Below are 17,143 nucleotides of genomic sequence, written 5' to 3' on the forward strand. Positions count from 1 at the left end.
TTTGATTTATATAACACTTTTGTCATATTGCTAACGATAATAGCACTACTTATATATACTATATTCATACGGAACTGGTATATTTAGTTTTACTGATTCATATTTAACATAAAGAATTTTATGAATCAACACTTATAAAAAAACAAATTAATCATATATTATGGCTTTTTTATGATCAATTAACATTTTACTTTATTGCATTATGTCCAATGCAGACCTAGAATAGCCATACCATTAGTATTTTCAAAACAAATAAAATTGCATATTTAACTAAAACATTACATAAATATTCCCCTATATTTGAATGATTAAATTTAAATCCAAATACATTAATACATGATACTAGTAAGACGATACTCAAAAAAATACCAACAAACACATGTCTATTGGTATATAATAAGTTATTCAACTATTTTGTTACTTTCTTTAATATCATACTCACCTACATCATTACCATAAAAACGATTATAACGTCGTTTAAATAATTGGAATAAATGCGTAACTAATACTTTTAAAATTGCGTATCCAGGAATACCTAAAATAACACCAACAATTCCTAGTAACTTACCTGCACATAGTAATATGAAAATAATTGTAAGCGGATGAATTTTAAGCGTTTTACCCATAATGTTTGGAGAAATAAAATGTCCTTCAACAAATTGCACCAATGTCCAAACAACAGCTAATTTTAAAAGCATCCAAGGTGAAGTAATAGCAGCAATAACAATAGCTGGTGATATTGCGATTGTCGGACCTAAATATGGAACAACACTAGTAACAGCTGCGATACTTGCTAATACTAAGCTATATTTCAATCCAATAACTGAGTAACCAATAAATAATAATATACCTATACAGAAAGAAACAATAATCTGTCCTTGAATGTACGAACCCACTTGAACGCTCATCTTCTCAAGTAAATCATGGAAGTCTTTTCTAAATTTAGGAGGCATAATATTCGTTGAAAATTCTTTGAAATGATGCCCATCTTTAAGCATAAAGAATAATACAAATGGTGTAGTAACAATCACAACACCAATATTAGCAATTGTTTCAGCAAACGTTGCAATTTTAGAGCCGAAACCATCTGTAAAATCACTAAGCATTGATGGTATTTTTTTCGGCAATGAATTTAACCAATCATTAATTTGACTATAATAAGATGAGAAAAATGTATTATTAGCTATCTTATCAATAGAATTAATTAATTTTTCTAGATAATGCGGTGAATTTTTAACTAAACTATCAACCTGAGAACCAATAATTGGTATTAACAAATTAACAATTAACGTAATAATCCCCACTACAGCTAAATAAATAATTGAAATTCCTGCAACCCTAGGAATTCTATAACGTTCCATTAAATTCACAATCGGGTTAAACAAATAAAATAGTATTAAAGACACAATAATAGGTGCTGCTATCGTTTTAAAAACTATGATAAAAGGATCAAATACATATGATACTTTTTCAAAGATAAAAATAACGATACCAAGTAATACTAAAGCAATTAATGAAAAAACTAAATCATTTCCACCAATAAATTTCATATACCGTGATTCGGTAAATTTCAAAAAATTCTTTCTAATATTTTTATCATTTTCAGTCAATTAAATATTCACCACCACTTGAAATATTCATAAGTTAGTTGTTAAATCAACTGTCTCCTTATGTAAAATTACTAATATTAATCATACCATATAAATATGCTTTAAAGTAATGAAACGCCCGTATAATACGCTTTTTATGACTGATTAATCTTCGCTTCAAAATGATGAATGTGTAAAGTTAAATATATAATTTCTGATTCACTAATATGAACATCAAACTGCTTTTGAATCATTGTTAAAATTTTAAAAGCAGTATTATAGCAAATCGGATAATGATTTTTAATCATTGACACAAAATCATCTTGTGCATGAATGTATTCTTTTCTTCTTAAACGTCTAATTAAAAATTGCACATGTCTAATAAAACGTTGATATTGGAGCGATTGCTTATCTACGGTTGTCACTAAGTCTGATTCAATGATGCCTATACTTCTTTTAATCAAATCGTTAATTAATGTCATCTCTCGCATAGATAAATCCTCAGTATTAGATGCAATATGCAATGCGATAAATCCAATTTCATCTTCTGGAAAATGTACATCTAGGGCAGCATTTAATTGATCAATAACTTGGTTAGCGATATGATAAGCTTCGCTATATAATTGTTTAGTTTCCATAACAAATGGATTACTAATAACTTGGTTTTGCTTTATACGCTTGTATGCAAAAATAATATGATCTGTTAATGAAACAACAAGTTGCTTCGAATCGACATTCATTGCTGTATTTGAAATAAAATTTAATGACTCAATAATAACTTGTAAAACATTATCGTCAGCAATTTCAACTAAACTTTTATAATGTTCTTTTTGTTGTTCACTTTCAAGTTTATAAATTTTATCAATTGTAATAGCTTGGTTATTTAACACCGTTCCCTCTTTTTTGTTAAAACCAATACCTTTACCAATCAAGATAACTTCTTGACCATCGTTTGTACATACTACGACATTATTATTCAATGTCTTTGTTACAATATACTCTCCCATTATCATCACCTATTTTTCTATTATTAAGATTATATATTGGAAATGACTAATATAAAAGTATTTTCAATTAAAAACTTATGCTCAATTACACGCTCATTCCAAATAATTCATCTTAATCACTCTTCGATGTCCAATAGTTTAATAAACTGCGTCATTGATATTACGTATAATGTATCATACATTTCTCTATTTATTTTCATAGTATCTGAATTAACTAATAATACAAACTAAAATGCACTATTAAATTCTAATATGCTTTTAAAAATAATTTTATGAAATGAAATTTGATATATTTATCGAATACCAAGATGACTAAAATCATCATTGTATTGTATTAATTCAACCAACTCACTCTAACAACTATTAGACATAAATTTGCTCTATTAAAATATTGATTTCCCAAAGATGTGATCGAGGATAGCAACTTCAACTAAAGAATCATTAATATAGTATATGTGAGCAATTAACATAAAAAGAAAAAATCCCTAGAATTTCATTTATACTTGAAAATTCCGGGATTTTTAATTGATTTAAAATTGAAATATCACTCGTGAAATGCTTATTTATCTATTTTCTTTTTGTTATTAGCACCCCAAGCGCTAATGCCAAATAAGTTAATTTCTAAGTTTTCAGGTTTAAAGACAGGATTTTTACCTTCTTTTTTCTGCTGTTGATAATCTTTCATTAATGCAAATGCTACATTGGACAAGCCTATAATGGAAATAATATTTACAATTGCCATTAAGCCCATAAATAAATCTGCTGTATTCCATACAGTTTCTGTTTTCACAACTGCTCCGATAAAAACTAATACGACAACAAGGCATCTAAAAATAAATAATACCATTCGATTCGTTGATAAAAACTCGATATTTGATTGTCCATAATAGTAGTTACCCACTACAGATGAAAAAGCAAATAAAGTAACTGCAATTGTTAAGAAAATACCACCAGCAGAGCCTAAATGTTCATTAAGTGCTGATTGTGTCACCGTAACTCCTTGAGGTGCACCATCGCCAAATTTTAGTCCTGAATATAATAAAATCATGATTGCTGTTGCTGTACAAACCAACATAGTATCAAAGAATACACCTAATGATTGAATCAAACCTTGTTTAACTGGGTGTGGTACGGCAGCAGTTGCAGCTGCATTTGGCGCAGAACCCATACCAGCTTCGTTAGAGAATAAGCCACGCTTAATACCTTGCAATACAGCAGCACCAACAGCACCACCTGTTACTTGTTCAATTCCAAAGGCACTTTTAACAATAGTACCAATCATAGGAACTATTTGATCTAAGTTAAATAATAAAATAACTAAAACCATACCTATGTATATAATAGCCATTATTGGAACAATCAATGATGATAATGTAGCAATACTACGAACACCACCAAAAATAATAATAGCAGTAACGATAGCTAAAATTATACCCGTAACAACTGGACTAATATTGTACTGTGTGTTTAATGATTCAGCAATTGTATTCGATTGTACTGTATTGAATACGAATGCAAAAGTAATTGTAATTAAAATTGCAAATACAATACCTAACCATTTTTGATTTAAACCTTTTGTAATATAGTAAGCAGGTCCGCCACGGAATCCGCCATCTTTGTCATGAACTTTATATACCTGTGCTAAAGTTGCTTCAATAAATGCACTTGCGGCACCTATAAAAGCAATGACCCACATCCAAAATACTGCACCTGGACCACCTAACACAATTGCGGTCGCAACACCAGCAATATTACCAGTACCAACTCTTGAACCAGCACTTATAGCAAATGCTTGAAATGGAGAAATACCTTTCTTACCATCTTCTAATGTTTCTGGACGTTCAACTAAAGCTCTAAACATTTCAGGTAACATACGCAATTGTACGAATTTAGAACTTATTGTAAAGAAGAAACCAGCAGTCAGTAACAACCCAATTAAATATTGAGACCATATTAAATCAGTACCGACATGGACAAATTCTTTAAACCATCCAGGAATTAAACTATCGAAATCTTTCAAAATAAACCCCTCGCATCCTCTACATGATTCATGTATCTTCTATAAATTTAGAACACATTGAAACATTCAGCAAATATAGAGATACACCATCATTTCTTATACAGTACAAGAGATTTATATTAGTTTGGTCAAAGCATATCGTTTATTTAACGATGAGCTATTGGTCAGCATTTAATATAAATCCCTTGAATTTAGTCAAAATTTAACATTACTGTATTTTATCATTTAATTTAATAATTGCATATAGTTTTTAATCAACATACATATCGGTTACTATCCCGAAATCATCTGTATCAACAATAAAAGAGCCATTTGTATATTGCTCTGATTTATGAACATCATTGATTAATCCGTGTTCTTCATTCGATTTTGAATACAAAGTATATTGATTATGTTCATTTGTTACAACATGTGCAGAAACTATACGATGAGGATTTTTCTTTAATTCTTTCAATAAAGTTAATCCTCTTTGTGCTCTCTTAGCAACTTGTAAAACTTTAAAACCTATACGTTTTAAAGAACCACGCTGAGTAGCCATTAAAATACTGTCTTTTTCAGAAATACCTTCCGTCATAACAACAAAATCTTCATCTTTAAGATTAATAGATTTAACACCTGCAGCTCTCAATCCTGTATCAGATAATTCACAAGTATTATAAGTAAGCGACATACCTTTATTGGTAATAACTGTAATTAACTGATCTTTATCAAAACGCATTACACTAATTAACTCATCACTATCTTTAAGTTTCGTAGCAACTAATGGCTTGTTATAGCGTGTTGTTTTAAATTGAGGTACTGTACTTTTCTTAATCATACCATTTTGAGTAGCAAACACATAAAATGCATGTGTATTAAAGTCTTTTTCATTAAAGACATTAATAACCATTTCATCTTCTTCTATTGGAACGATTTGTGATACATGTTGTCCCAATTCTTTCCAACGAATATCTGCTAATTTATGAACTGGTATAAATAGATAACGACCTTTATTGGTAAACACTAATACAGTATCTTGCGTATTTACCTCTTGATGTTTGAGTAAACTATCGCCATCTTTTAAGCCGATTTCAGCTACACCACTAGCGTTAAAACTTCTCACTGATGTACGTTTAATGTAGCCATGACGCGTCATACTTAAAATAACTTCTTCGCTCGGAACCATAACTTCTTTATCAATTTTAATTTCAGCTATTTCTGCTTCAATTAATGATAGACGCTCAGATTTGAATTTTTTCTTAATTTCAGTCAGTTCCTCTTTAATAACATTTAATAATGCATCGTGATTATCTAGAATATGACGAAGTTGTTGAATTAATGCTTCTAACTCTTTATGCTCTTCTTGTAAAGCGACGATATCTGTGTTCGTTAAACGATACAATTGTAACATCACAATAGCTTCAGCTTGTTCTTCAGTAAAATCATAAACATCAATCAAATTTTCTTTAGCATCACGCTTATTTTTAGAACTGCGAATTAATTCAATCACTTGATCCAAAATTGATAATGCTTTAATTAAGCCTTCAACAATATGCATACGTTTCTCGGCATTATCTAATTCAAATTTTGTTCTATTTGCTACCACTTCAATTTGATGATTTAAATAACTATCTATTATTTGACGAATGCCCATTAATTTTGGACGTCCATCACTAATTGCAACCATATTGAAATTATATGAAATCTGTAAATCAGAATTCTTATAAAGATAATTTTTTATTGATTCACTATTAACATCTTTTTTCAATTCGACAGCAATACGTAAACCTGTTCTGTCTGTCTCATCACGAACTTCAACAATACCATCAACTTTTTTATCAGCTCGAAGTTCGTCAATGCGTTTAACTAAACTACTTTTGTTCACTTCATAAGGAATTTCCGTAATAATCAATTGTTTACGACCATTACGCAAAGTCTCTTCATCTACTTTTGAACGTACAATAATGCGACCTTTACCAGACTCGTAGGCTTTTTTAATTCCATCAATACCTTGAATAATACCACCTGTTGGAAAATCTGGACCTTTAATATATTTCATTAATTGACTAACTGAAATATCTGGATTTTCAATATATTTTAGCGTTGCTTGAATCACTTCAGCTAAATTATGTGGTGGAATATCAGTAGCGTAACCAGCTGAAATACCTGTAGAACCATTCACTAATAAATTAGGGAATCTTGACGGTAAGACCATTGGTTCAAGTGTCGTATCATCATAGTTAGGAACAAATGAAACTGTTTCCTTATTGATATCACGCAATAATTCTTCTGCTAATTGACTCAACTTAGCCTCTGTATAACGCATTGCTGCAGGTGGATCATTATCGATACTACCATTATTACCATGCATCTCTATTAAGACGTGACGTAATTTCCAGTCTTGGCTTAAACGAACCATTGCTTCATACACTGAGGAGTCTCCATGTGGATGATACTGACCGATAACATCACCGACTGTTTTGGCACTTTTACGGAAGTTTTTATCGTGTGTATTACCACTTGAATACATTGCATATAAAATACGACGTTGTACCGGCTTTAAGCCATCACGAACATCGGGCAATGCTCGCTCTTGAATAATATATTTACTATATCTTCCAAAGCGATCACCTAAAACATCTTCAAGTGATAAATCTTGAATTACTTCACTCACTAGATTTCCTCCTCATCAAATTGATCGTTTTCAAGTACTTGTACTTCAGAATTATCTAAAATACTTTGGTCTTCTTGCATACCAAATTCAACATGCTTTTCAATCCACTCACGTCTAGGTTGAACTTTGTCACCCATCAACGTTGTTACTCGTTTAGATGATCGCACTTCATCTTCAACTTGAACACGTATTAAAGTACGTGTCTCAGGATTCATAGTTGTTTCCCATAACTGTTCAGGATTCATCTCACCTAAACCTTTATAACGTTGTAATGTAAAACCTTTGCCAAGCTCTTTTTGTAATTTATTTAGTTCTTCATCAGTCCATGCATATTCAATTCGTTTTGCCTTACCTTTACCTTTTTCTAATTTATAAAGTGGTGGTAATGCAATAAATACACGCCCTGCTTGAACAAGTGGTTTCATATATTTGAAGAAGAAAGTTAATAACAGTACTTGGATATGTGCACCATCTGTATCTGCATCAGTCATTATAATGACGCGGTTATAGTTACTATCTTCAATTTTAAAATCTGTACCAACACCTGCTCCAATTGTGTGAATAATAGTGTTGATTTCTTCATTTTTGAAAATATCTTCAAGTCTTGCTTTTTCAGTATTTATAACTTTACCACGCAAAGGTAGAATTGCTTGGAACTTACGATCTCGCCCTAATTTTGCAGAACCACCAGCAGAATCACCTTCGACTAAATATAGTTCGTTTTTTTCAGTATTTTTACTCTGTGCTGGTGTTAATTTGCCTGATAACAATGTATCTTTACGCTTGTTTTTCTTACCTGAACGGGCATCTTCACGTGCTTTACGTGCAGCTTCCCTTGCTTGTTGTGCTTTAATCGCTTTTTTCACAAGTGATTTAGACAATTGTCCTTTTTCTTCTAAATAGAATGGCAATTTGTCTGCAACAACTGAATCAACAGCACTTCTTGCTTCAGAAGTACCCAATTTAGATTTCGTTTGTCCTTCAAATTGTAATAATTCTTCTGGAATACGAACAGATATAACAGCTGTTAAACCTTCCCGGATATCATTACCATCTAAGTTTTTATCTTTAGTTTTCAATTCGTTTATACGACGTGCATAGTCGTTGAACACACGTGTCATAGCTGTTTTAAATCCAACTTCATGTGTACCACCATCTTTAGTACGTACATTATTTACAAAACTTAAAATACTTTCAGAGTATTGATCGTTATATTGGAATGCTACATCGACTTCTATACCGTTTGCTTCCCCTGAAAATGTAGCGACATCATGAAGCACTTCTTTACCTTCATTAACATAACTAACAAATTCTTTAATACCTTCCTCATAGTGATAATATTCTTCACGTTCTTTACCGCTACGCAAGTCTTTAAGTGATATTTTCAAATTTTTAAGTAAAAAAGCTGATTCTTGAAGTCTTTCACTTAATACATCAAAGTTAAACGATGTAGATGCTTTGAAAATAGTACCATCTGGTTTAAATGTTACTTTTGTACCAGTTTTTTTAGTCTTACCTTTTTTAACTAATCCAGACGCTGGTGTCCCACCATTTTTAAAACTTTGGTGATAAATATTCCCATCTCTATGAATTTCAACTTCAAGCCATTCACTTAAAGCATTTACAACTGAAGCACCTACACCATGAAGTCCGCCAGATGTTTTATAGCCACCTTGTCCAAATTTTCCACCTGCATGTAAAACAGTAAAAATAACTTCGACAGTTGGCTTACCTGATTTATGTATACCGGTTGGCATACCACGTCCATTATCTTCTATAGAAATACTACCATCTTGATTTATTGTTACATCTATTTCATTACCGTAACCATTTAAAACTTCATCGACGGAGTTATCGACAATTTCATATACTAGATGATGTAATCCCCGTTTATCAGTAGATCCAATATACATACCAGGTCTTTTACGAACTGCTTCTAACCCCTCTAAAACCTGTATTGAATCATCTGAATAATTATTTTGTTTATTCATTGCCAATGATTTCGCCTCCTGCAAACGTACGTTCGTTTTTAAAACTATACAATAGTTATTCTTATATAAATCAGCGCAAAATGCAAGCATCAATTAACTTTCTTAGCATAATTGCCTATACTAATTTCAGTTTTTAAAATTTTTAGCCGTAATTTAATCGAATATGATAAAATAGTTCTAAGATATTAAAGGATGTGTAATATTTATGATGATAATCGTCATGTTACTACTAAGTTATCTTATCGGTGCATTCCCAAGTGGGTTTGTAATTGGAAAAATATTTTTCAAAAAAGATATAAGACAATTTGGTAGTGGTAATACTGGCGCAACTAATAGTTTTAGAGTATTAGGTCGTCCTGCAGGATTTTTGGTAACATTTTTAGATATATTTAAAGGGTTTATTACAGTTTTCTTCCCTCTTTGGTTACCTGTTCATGCTGATGGCCCTATTAGTACTTTTTTCACAAACGGCTTAATCGTTGGCTTATTCGCTATTCTTGGGCACGTTTACCCAATTTATTTAAAATTCCAAGGTGGCAAAGCAGTAGCAACAAGTGCCGGTGTCGTATTAGGTGTTAACCCAATACTTTTACTAATACTTGCAATCATCTTCTTTGTAGTTCTGAAGATTTTTAAATATGTTTCATTAGCAAGTATTGTGGCAGCAATTTGTTGCGTCATTGGTTCACTCATTATTCAAGACTATATTTTACTAGTCGTTAGTTTCCTAGTTTCAATAATCTTAATCATTAGACATCGTTCTAATATTGCAAGAATTTTCAGAGGCGAAGAACCTAAAATTAAATGGATGTAACAATTTTTTGACAGTAGTCCATCATTGCATAAAATTTTGCAGCTGATGGATTATTTTATTTTTGCAAAAACAATTATTTTAACTTAAAATTCAACTATACTTTAGTTTTTTTAGAAAAAATTTGAGGCTGTGACATAAATCAATGTACCAGTCTCTAAAATGTTACATTGGCAGTAGTTGGGGTGGGACAATGATAAGAAGTACTTTTTCTTTAAAAATTAGTATTTCTTATGCATGAGTTTTACTCATGTATTCCTATTTTTAAGTACACTTTAGTCGTCGCTAATGTGTAAGAACCACTACATAATAAGTCATTAGTGGTTCTTTATCACTTCTGTCCCCCCATTCCGTATTAAATATTGGAGGTCGTTGTTATGCAAATAGAACTTACTGATGCAGCCGTAACTTGGTTTAAAAATGAACTTGAGTTACCTGAAAATAATAAAGTACTTGTGTTTTTTGTAAGATATGGTGGCGAATTCCAACTCAAGCAAGGATTTAGTCCAGCTTTTACAGTTGAACCTAAAGAAAACGTTGATGTTGGCTATGAGCAACAATATGATGGATTAAATATTGTCGTTGCAGAAAAGGATTTGTGGTACTTTGAAGATGACCATATCATTGTAAATGTAGTCGATCATGAAGATGAAATATCTTATACCGCAAAATAAATAAAAAAACGAGCTTGATTGCACTAATAATGATGTGCAAACAAGTTCGTTTTTAATTTTGTTTCATGATTATTCGTGAGAGTTACAATGTGTCATTTTAAACCTTCGAAATTTTTAATTATACATATAATAACCTAGCCTCAAATAAACTTCATTATTCAACACAGTCATGAAAATAAAGTTCAATTTTACGAGTTAATAAGCTGGGTAAAATAGAATCAAAATTTATAGCGATTCAATCCCATCTACCACTTCAAATGTTGTTCCGGTTTTATTGAGCTCTGAAACTTTATGATATGCTTCATGCCAGTCAGGGAAATAGCGATCTAATCGTATTGGCTTAAATGTATCTTCTTTAATACATATCAATTCTGTAGAGCCAGTAGTAGCAAGTTCACCTTGTTCATTAAAAATTTCGTATTTATAAACTGAACGTAATCGAGAATAATGTTCTACCCAAGTTTTAATTTTAACTTTTTCTGGGTAAAAAATAGATTTTTTAAAATTAACATTAAGTTCAGTTACAGGTGAAATAATTCCTTGTTTTTCCATATCAGCATAACTAAAACCTAGCTTTGTTATATAGTCCAATCTTGCTACTTCAAACCAAGTTGCATAATTACCATGATAAATAACACCCATTTTATCAGTTTCAGCGTAACGTGCTTCTATTTCTGTTATACTATATATCATTTTAAGCCTTCTTTCGGATAAACTTTACTTATAATTCTAACATAAATACAAAAAAGAGGCCGGCCAAGAACACGAATGTTTTGAACCGACCAATGATGCTAAAAAATAATATAAATTATCATTTTGTTAAACAATTTTCAAATAATAACTTAGCAATAATTCAAAGCCTTAATTACTAAAATTATTATTGAGCTAATTTATTTCTTAAAACCATTTGTAAAATACCACCATGGCGATAGTAGTCCATTTCCACTAATGAATCGAAACGTACCATAGCATCAAATTCCACTAACTCACCATCTTGTTTTTTAGCAGTCACTTTAACAAAATCATGAGGCTGTACATTTTCATCAATATTTACTGAAATTTCTTCGGTGCCGTCTAAACCAAGCGCATCAGCTGATTCACCTTTTCTAAATTCTAAAGGTAATACACCCATCATAACTAAATTTGAACGATGAATACGTTCGTAACTTTGCGCAATAACTGTTTTAACTCCTAATAAGTTTGTACCTTTTGCTGCCCAGTCACGTGATGATCCCATACCATAGTCATTACCAGCTAATACAACTAATCCTGTACCGTCTTCTTTATATTTCATTGCAGCATCAAAAATTGGCATCACTTCATTTGTTGGCCAATAAGTTGTAAATCCACCCTCTGTACCTGGTGCTAATTGGTTTTTGATACGAATATTTGCAAATGTACCTCGAACCATTACTTCGTGGTTACCACGTCGTGAACCGTAAGAGTTGAACTCACGAATAGGAACATCATGCTCTAGTAAATATTTACCCGCTGGCGTATCTTTACCGATTGCACCTGCTGGAGAAATATGGTCTGTTGTTACTGAATCACCGAATTTCCCCATAACTCGTAAACCGCTTAACGGTACAATTTTACCAGGTTCTTTAGATAAACCTTGGAAGAACGAAGGATTTTGAATATACGTAGAATTTGGATCAAAATCATATAATGGTTGATCAGTTACATCAATTTCATTCCATAATTCGTTATTGTTATAAACATTTTTATACTCTTCAATAAATAATTCTGGAGTAACTACGCTATCAACTGTATCTGAAACTTCTTGAATTGTTGGCCATATGTCTAGTAAATATACATCTTCTCCATCTTTGTCTTTACCAATTGGCTCATTTTGTAAATCGATATCAACTGTTCCTGCTAATGCATATGCAACAACTAACTGAGGTGATGCTAAATAGTTAGCTTTAACAAGTGGGTGGATACGTCCTTCGAAGTTACGGTTACCTGATAATACAGAAGTAACTAATAAGTCCTCATCTGCAATCGCTTTTTCAATTTCTGGTAATAATGGGCCTGAGTTACCGATACATGTAGTACATCCATATCCTACCAAGTTAAATCCTAAATCATCTAAATATGTTTGTAATCCTGAATCTCTCAAATAACCAGTTACAACTTTTGAACCTGGAGCTAGAGATGTTTTAACATATTCAGGTACTTTCAAACCTTTTTCTACTGCTTTTTTAGCTACCAAGCCTGCGCCAAGCATTACGTAAGGGTTAGAAGTGTTTGTACATGAAGTAATTGCTGCAATCGCAATATCACCTGTTTTCATAGACGCTTTTGAGCCATCTTTGAATTCAATTTCAGCTTTTTTATCAAATTCACTTTTATCTAATCCATGACCTTGGTTACCTGCTGGTGCTGTAACAGAATCTTCAAAAGCTGTTTTCATATCACTTAAGAAAATCAAGTCTTGCGGACGTTTTGGTCCTGACAATGAAGCTTCAACTGTTGCTAAGTCTAACTCAATTACATCTGTATAATTAGGATCTTCTTTTTCAACATCAAAGAACATATGGTTTTGTTGTAAATACTCTTTTACAAGTGCAATATGTTCATCTGAACGACCAGTTAACTTCATATACTTAAGAGATTCATCATCAACTGGGAAGAATCCACAAGTTGCACCATACTCTGGTGCCATATTAGCAATTGTTGCACGGTCAGCTAATGGTAAATGTTGTACACCTGGACCAAAGAATTCTACAAACTTGCCTACAACACCTTTTTTACGTAATTCTTGTGTAACCCTTAGCGCTAAATCCGTTGCTGTTGCACCTTGCGGCAATGAATTCACCAAGCGTACTCCAATAACTTCTGGAATTGGAAAATAAGATGGTTGACCTAACATTCCTGCTTCTGCTTCGATACCACCTACACCCCAACCAAGAACACCAATTCCGTTGATCATTGTTGTATGAGAATCGGTACCAACTAATGTATCAGGGAAAGCAGTCTGTTCTCCATCTACGTCACGAACATGTACAACACTTGCTAAATATTCTAAGTTAACTTGGTGCACAATTCCTGTTGCAGGTGGTACTGCATTATAATTGTCGAATGCTTTTGTAGCCCAATTTAAAAATTGATAACGTTCATAGTTACGTTCAAATTCTAATTTCATATTGCTTTCAAGTGCTTCAGGATTTGCATAACTATCCACTTGAACTGAGTGGTCAATAACTAAATCAACTGGTACTTCCGGATTGATTTTTGTAATATCTCCCCCAACATCATCCATCGCTTTACGTAAAGAAGCTAAATCAACTACGGCAGGTACTCCAGTGAAATCTTGTAAAATAACACGAGAAGGTTTAAATGGTACTTCTCCTTCATTTCCATCTTCTCCAAATTGGCTTAAAGCTTTAATATGCTCGTCTGTAATTACAAAATCATCTTCCTGACGAAGTAATGACTCTAATAACACTCGTATAGAATAAGGTAAGTTTGAAACTTTAGTAATTCCTTGATCTTCTACCGCTTTCAAATCATAGTAAGTATAACTTTGGCCATTTAAGTCAAAATGTTTTTTTGATTGCTCTTTAAAATTTGCAGCCATTTAATAATCCCCCTTGATACATTTTTATATTTATATGCCTTAATTAAATTGTATTATTATATTAATTGATAAACAACTCATGATACTTAGAAAACGCTTAAATTACATTTCGACTTTCTAATCAGTATCCATAAGCAAAACTTATCATAAGAACATGGTGTAATAAGTATTTTTTATTAATTGAGAATAATTATCAATCTCGCAATTGTTTTTTCTAATTCGTATGGCAAGAATAAATTTTCTGCTATTTTTTCGCATTTTAACCTATATATTAAATACTATGTTCATTGTTTAATCAAAATGTGTTTATGCAAAAATTAAAGTACACATATTTTTTTATGATATAAAACCAGCTTCATTTTCATTCAAAATCCAACTTCTAAATAGCATTCATTATATGTAGTAACTTTTCAAAAAATAAAAACAAAAAATCCGAAGCTTCGTTTTTGTATATTACGAAACTTCGGATTTAATTATATTTGTTTGATTAATTTAATTCGTTAACAATAAACTTTCCATTATAGAAAACATCAAGTCTAATCATCATACTGAAAATTAGTTATCTTTTTTCTCTAAATTTCTACGAGATTGACGCTTTTCAAGAATATCTGATTCATAATCTTCTTGTTGACTCTTAATATATTCTTGTAAGCGATGTTTATTTGGCGTCAATGTTAATCCTAAGAATTTACGTTCTTGGTTAGCGTCTTTATAGAAGCTAATCATCATTAATATGACGACGAAGGAGAATGGGAACGCACTTATAATCGCAGCACTTTGAATTGCATTTAAAGCTTCTGCACCATTACCGCCACCTGCTAATAAAAGTACAAATGCAATTAAAGCTTGTGAAATTCCCCATACAACTTTAACCATACTTGATGGATTTAATGACCCAAATGTCGTTTGCATTCCTAATACGAATGTAGCTGAATCTGCAGACGTAATAAAGAATGAAGCAATCAATAATAAAGCAATAAGTGATAATACTATTCCAAATGGCACATGATTAAATACGCCAAATAGTTGTGTCTCAGGTGTCATATCGAATATTTCTTTATGTTTTTTACCAGTTTCGATGCCTAAAACTCCAAAAACACTAAACCAGATAAAACTTACGATGGCAGGTACTAATAAAACGCCAGAAATGAACTCTCTAATTGAACGCCCTTTTGAAACACGAGCAATAAACACACCAACGAATGGGCTCCAACTTAACCACCAACCCCAATAGTAAAGTGTCCATGAAGACATCCACTCACGTTTTTGAGGATTTAAAGCTGCAGTATCAAAACTATTAAATAAAAATGTATTCAATAGGCTACCTGTTGAGCTTGTTAACATATTTAGTATTAGCACAGTTGGTCCTACAATTAATGCAGCTATCATTAAAACAGTACCTAAACCAATATTCAAATTACTTAAATATTGAATACCTTTACTTAAACCTGACCATGCACTAGCGATAAATAATATTGTAACAATAATAATTATAATTGCTTGCACAAATGTGTTATTTGGAACATTGAATAAATAATGTAAACCACCATTAATTTGTAACGCACCCATACCAAGAGAAACAGCTACCCCAACGATTGTGGCGAAAACAGATAATACATCAATTAAAATTCCAATAGGCCCTTCTACTTTATCACCTAAAATTGGACGCAATGTTCTTGATAATAAGCCAGGCTCGCCTTTACGAAATTGTGCATAAGCTAACGCTAATGCAACAACTCCATAGACAGCCCAAGCATGGAAGCCCCAATGGAAAAATGTTGAACGAAGTGCTTCAGTATAAGCTTCCGTCGTCTTTGGATCAGCTGTTGGTGGCGCAGCAAAATGTGCCATCGGTTCAGCAGCTCCATAGAACACTAATCCAATCCCCATACCAGCACTAAATAGCATTGCAAACCAAGAAATTGTATTAAATTCTGGTTTGTCATTTGGCTTACCTAATTTCAGTTTACCAATCGGACTAAAAATAAGGAAAATACAGAAGAATACAATAATCGTTGTAAGAATTAAATAATACCAACCTAGTTTTTCTGTAATCCATATTTTAATGTTATTGGTCACATAGTTGAATTGTTCAGGTAAAAATGCACCAAGTAATACGACTATAGCAACAACAATCGCACTATAGATGAACACCGGTGAATACTTCTTGCCATTTGGATTCTCTGGTGAAGAAGAATTCATAATTAATTACTCCCTTCAATTCTATATTTAGTTTTATGTAGTAAAATAAAAAATTTATCAAAACATTTTATTTTTTACTCACGCACCTTTATAGGATAACAAAGGTCTTTACGATAATCAAATTTTCTTAAATAAACTATTTTCTAAATATTTTATCTGTTGTATAATTGAGGTTACATTTAAAAAAGAGAGGTTGAGTGTAATGTTAAAAGAGTTTAAAGAATTTGCCTTAAAAGGTAATGTCTTAGACCTAGCTATCGCTGTTGTAATGGGCGCTGCTTTCAACAAGATTGTAACTTCATTAGTTGAAAATATAATTATGCCATTGATTGGTAAAATTTTCGGTTCAGTTGATTTTGCTAAAGAATGGTCATTCTGGGGAATTAAATACGGTTTATTTATTCAGTCAATAATCGACTTTATTATTATCGCATTTGCTTTATTCATCTTCGTTAAAATCGCTAATACTTTAATGAAGAAAGAAGAAGCAGAAGAAGAAGCCGTTGTAGAAGAAAATGTAGTATTATTAACTGAAATTAGAGATTTATTACGTGAAAAAAAATAATTTCTAAGTAAATAGAGATGCTCAATGAATACTTTCATTCCATTGAAA

11 protein-coding genes are annotated in these 17,143 nt (G+C 31.8%); 3 read left to right on the top strand and 8 right to left on the bottom strand.

Annotated elements, in window-relative coordinates:
* Positions 1–401: 401 nt before the first annotated feature.
* The 5 genes from cozEb to parE form a co-directional block, all read right to left on the bottom strand.
* Positions 402–1,610, bottom strand: a complete 1,209-nt coding sequence (gene cozEb, locus CD116_RS07175; RefSeq protein WP_047550627.1) for a cell elongation protein CozEb — start codon at positions 1,608–1,610, stop codon at positions 402–404.
* 134 nt (positions 1,611–1,744) lie between these two features.
* On the bottom strand, positions 1,745–2,596 hold the full coding sequence (gene glcT, locus CD116_RS07180) for a glucose PTS transporter transcription antiterminator GlcT (RefSeq protein WP_047531121.1): 852 nt from the start codon (positions 2,594–2,596) through the stop codon (positions 1,745–1,747).
* Between the two features lie 559 nt (positions 2,597–3,155).
* Positions 3,156–4,616: a glutamine transporter AlsT gene (gene alsT, locus CD116_RS07185; protein WP_047447172.1), complete on the bottom strand. Its 1,461-nt coding sequence runs from the start codon at positions 4,614–4,616 to the stop codon at positions 3,156–3,158.
* 250 nt (positions 4,617–4,866) lie between these two features.
* Positions 4,867–7,269 carry a DNA topoisomerase IV subunit A gene (parC, locus tag CD116_RS07190; RefSeq protein WP_047550625.1) on the bottom strand — a complete coding sequence of 801 codons (2,403 nt, stop codon included), beginning with the start codon at positions 7,267–7,269 and terminating at the stop codon, positions 4,867–4,869.
* Complete coding sequence (gene parE / locus CD116_RS07195) at positions 7,269–9,260, bottom strand: DNA topoisomerase IV subunit B (protein ID WP_078101767.1); 1,992 nt, start codon at positions 9,258–9,260, stop codon at positions 7,269–7,271. Before parE ends, parC begins: the two co-directional genes overlap by 1 nt.
* 205 nt (positions 9,261–9,465) lie before the next feature.
* Between parE and plsY the strand changes: the two genes are divergently transcribed.
* Both plsY and CD116_RS07205 read left to right on the top strand, forming a co-directional pair.
* Entirely contained in the window at positions 9,466–10,074 is a 609-nt protein-coding gene (gene plsY / locus CD116_RS07200; RefSeq protein ID WP_047425384.1) for a glycerol-3-phosphate 1-O-acyltransferase PlsY, read from the top strand.
* A gap of 374 nt (positions 10,075–10,448) precedes the next feature.
* Positions 10,449–10,745 carry a HesB/YadR/YfhF family protein gene (locus CD116_RS07205; RefSeq protein ID WP_047425382.1) on the top strand — a complete coding sequence of 99 codons (297 nt, stop codon included), beginning with the start codon at positions 10,449–10,451 and terminating at the stop codon, positions 10,743–10,745.
* A 225-nt stretch (positions 10,746–10,970) separates the two neighbouring features.
* On the opposite strand, the gene menI is transcribed toward CD116_RS07205, so the two are convergent.
* The 3 genes from menI to CD116_RS07220 form a co-directional block, all read right to left on the bottom strand.
* Positions 10,971–11,438: a 1,4-dihydroxy-2-naphthoyl-CoA hydrolase MenI gene (menI, locus tag CD116_RS07210; RefSeq protein ID WP_047550622.1), complete on the bottom strand. Its 468-nt coding sequence runs from the start codon at positions 11,436–11,438 to the stop codon at positions 10,971–10,973.
* A 184-nt stretch (positions 11,439–11,622) separates the two neighbouring features.
* A complete protein-coding gene (gene acnA, locus CD116_RS07215; protein ID WP_047550621.1) occupies positions 11,623–14,328 on the bottom strand; it encodes an aconitate hydratase AcnA in 2,706 nt (901 codons plus the stop codon).
* Positions 14,329–14,883: 555 nt separating this feature from the next.
* Complete coding sequence (locus tag CD116_RS07220) at positions 14,884–16,530, bottom strand: BCCT family transporter (protein WP_047531126.1); 1,647 nt, start codon at positions 16,528–16,530, stop codon at positions 14,884–14,886.
* Between the two features lie 202 nt (positions 16,531–16,732).
* Here CD116_RS07220 and mscL point away from each other — a divergent pair, with 202 nt between their 5' ends.
* Positions 16,733–17,095: a large conductance mechanosensitive channel protein MscL gene (gene mscL / locus CD116_RS07225; RefSeq protein WP_000910495.1), complete on the top strand. Its 363-nt coding sequence runs from the start codon at positions 16,733–16,735 to the stop codon at positions 17,093–17,095.
* The last annotated feature ends 48 nt before the right edge of the window (positions 17,096–17,143 follow it).

Source organism: Staphylococcus schweitzeri (assembly GCF_002902405.1).
Lineage (GTDB): Bacteria > Bacillota > Bacilli > Staphylococcales > Staphylococcaceae > Staphylococcus > Staphylococcus schweitzeri.

Bases quoted from the DNA above. Each gene is read 5' to 3' on its own strand.
- glcT (WP_047531121.1), bottom strand. From the start codon at position 2,596: ATGGGAGAGTATATTGTAACAAAGACATTGAATAATAATGTCGTAGTA.
- mscL (WP_000910495.1), top strand. From the start codon at position 16,733: ATGTTAAAAGAGTTTAAAGAATTTGCCTTAAAAGGTAATGTCTTAGAC.
- CD116_RS07205 (WP_047425382.1), top strand. From the start codon at position 10,449: ATGCAAATAGAACTTACTGATGCAGCCGTAACTTGGTTTAAAAATGAA.
- plsY (WP_047425384.1), top strand. From the start codon at position 9,466: ATGATGATAATCGTCATGTTACTACTAAGTTATCTTATCGGTGCATTC.
- parE (WP_078101767.1), bottom strand. From the start codon at position 9,260: ATGAATAAACAAAATAATTATTCAGATGATTCAATACAGGTTTTAGAG.
- menI (WP_047550622.1), bottom strand. From the start codon at position 11,438: ATGATATATAGTATAACAGAAATAGAAGCACGTTACGCTGAAACTGAT.
- acnA (WP_047550621.1), bottom strand. From the start codon at position 14,328: ATGGCTGCAAATTTTAAAGAGCAATCAAAAAAACATTTTGACTTAAAT.
- CD116_RS07220 (WP_047531126.1), bottom strand. From the start codon at position 16,530: ATGAATTCTTCTTCACCAGAGAATCCAAATGGCAAGAAGTATTCACCG.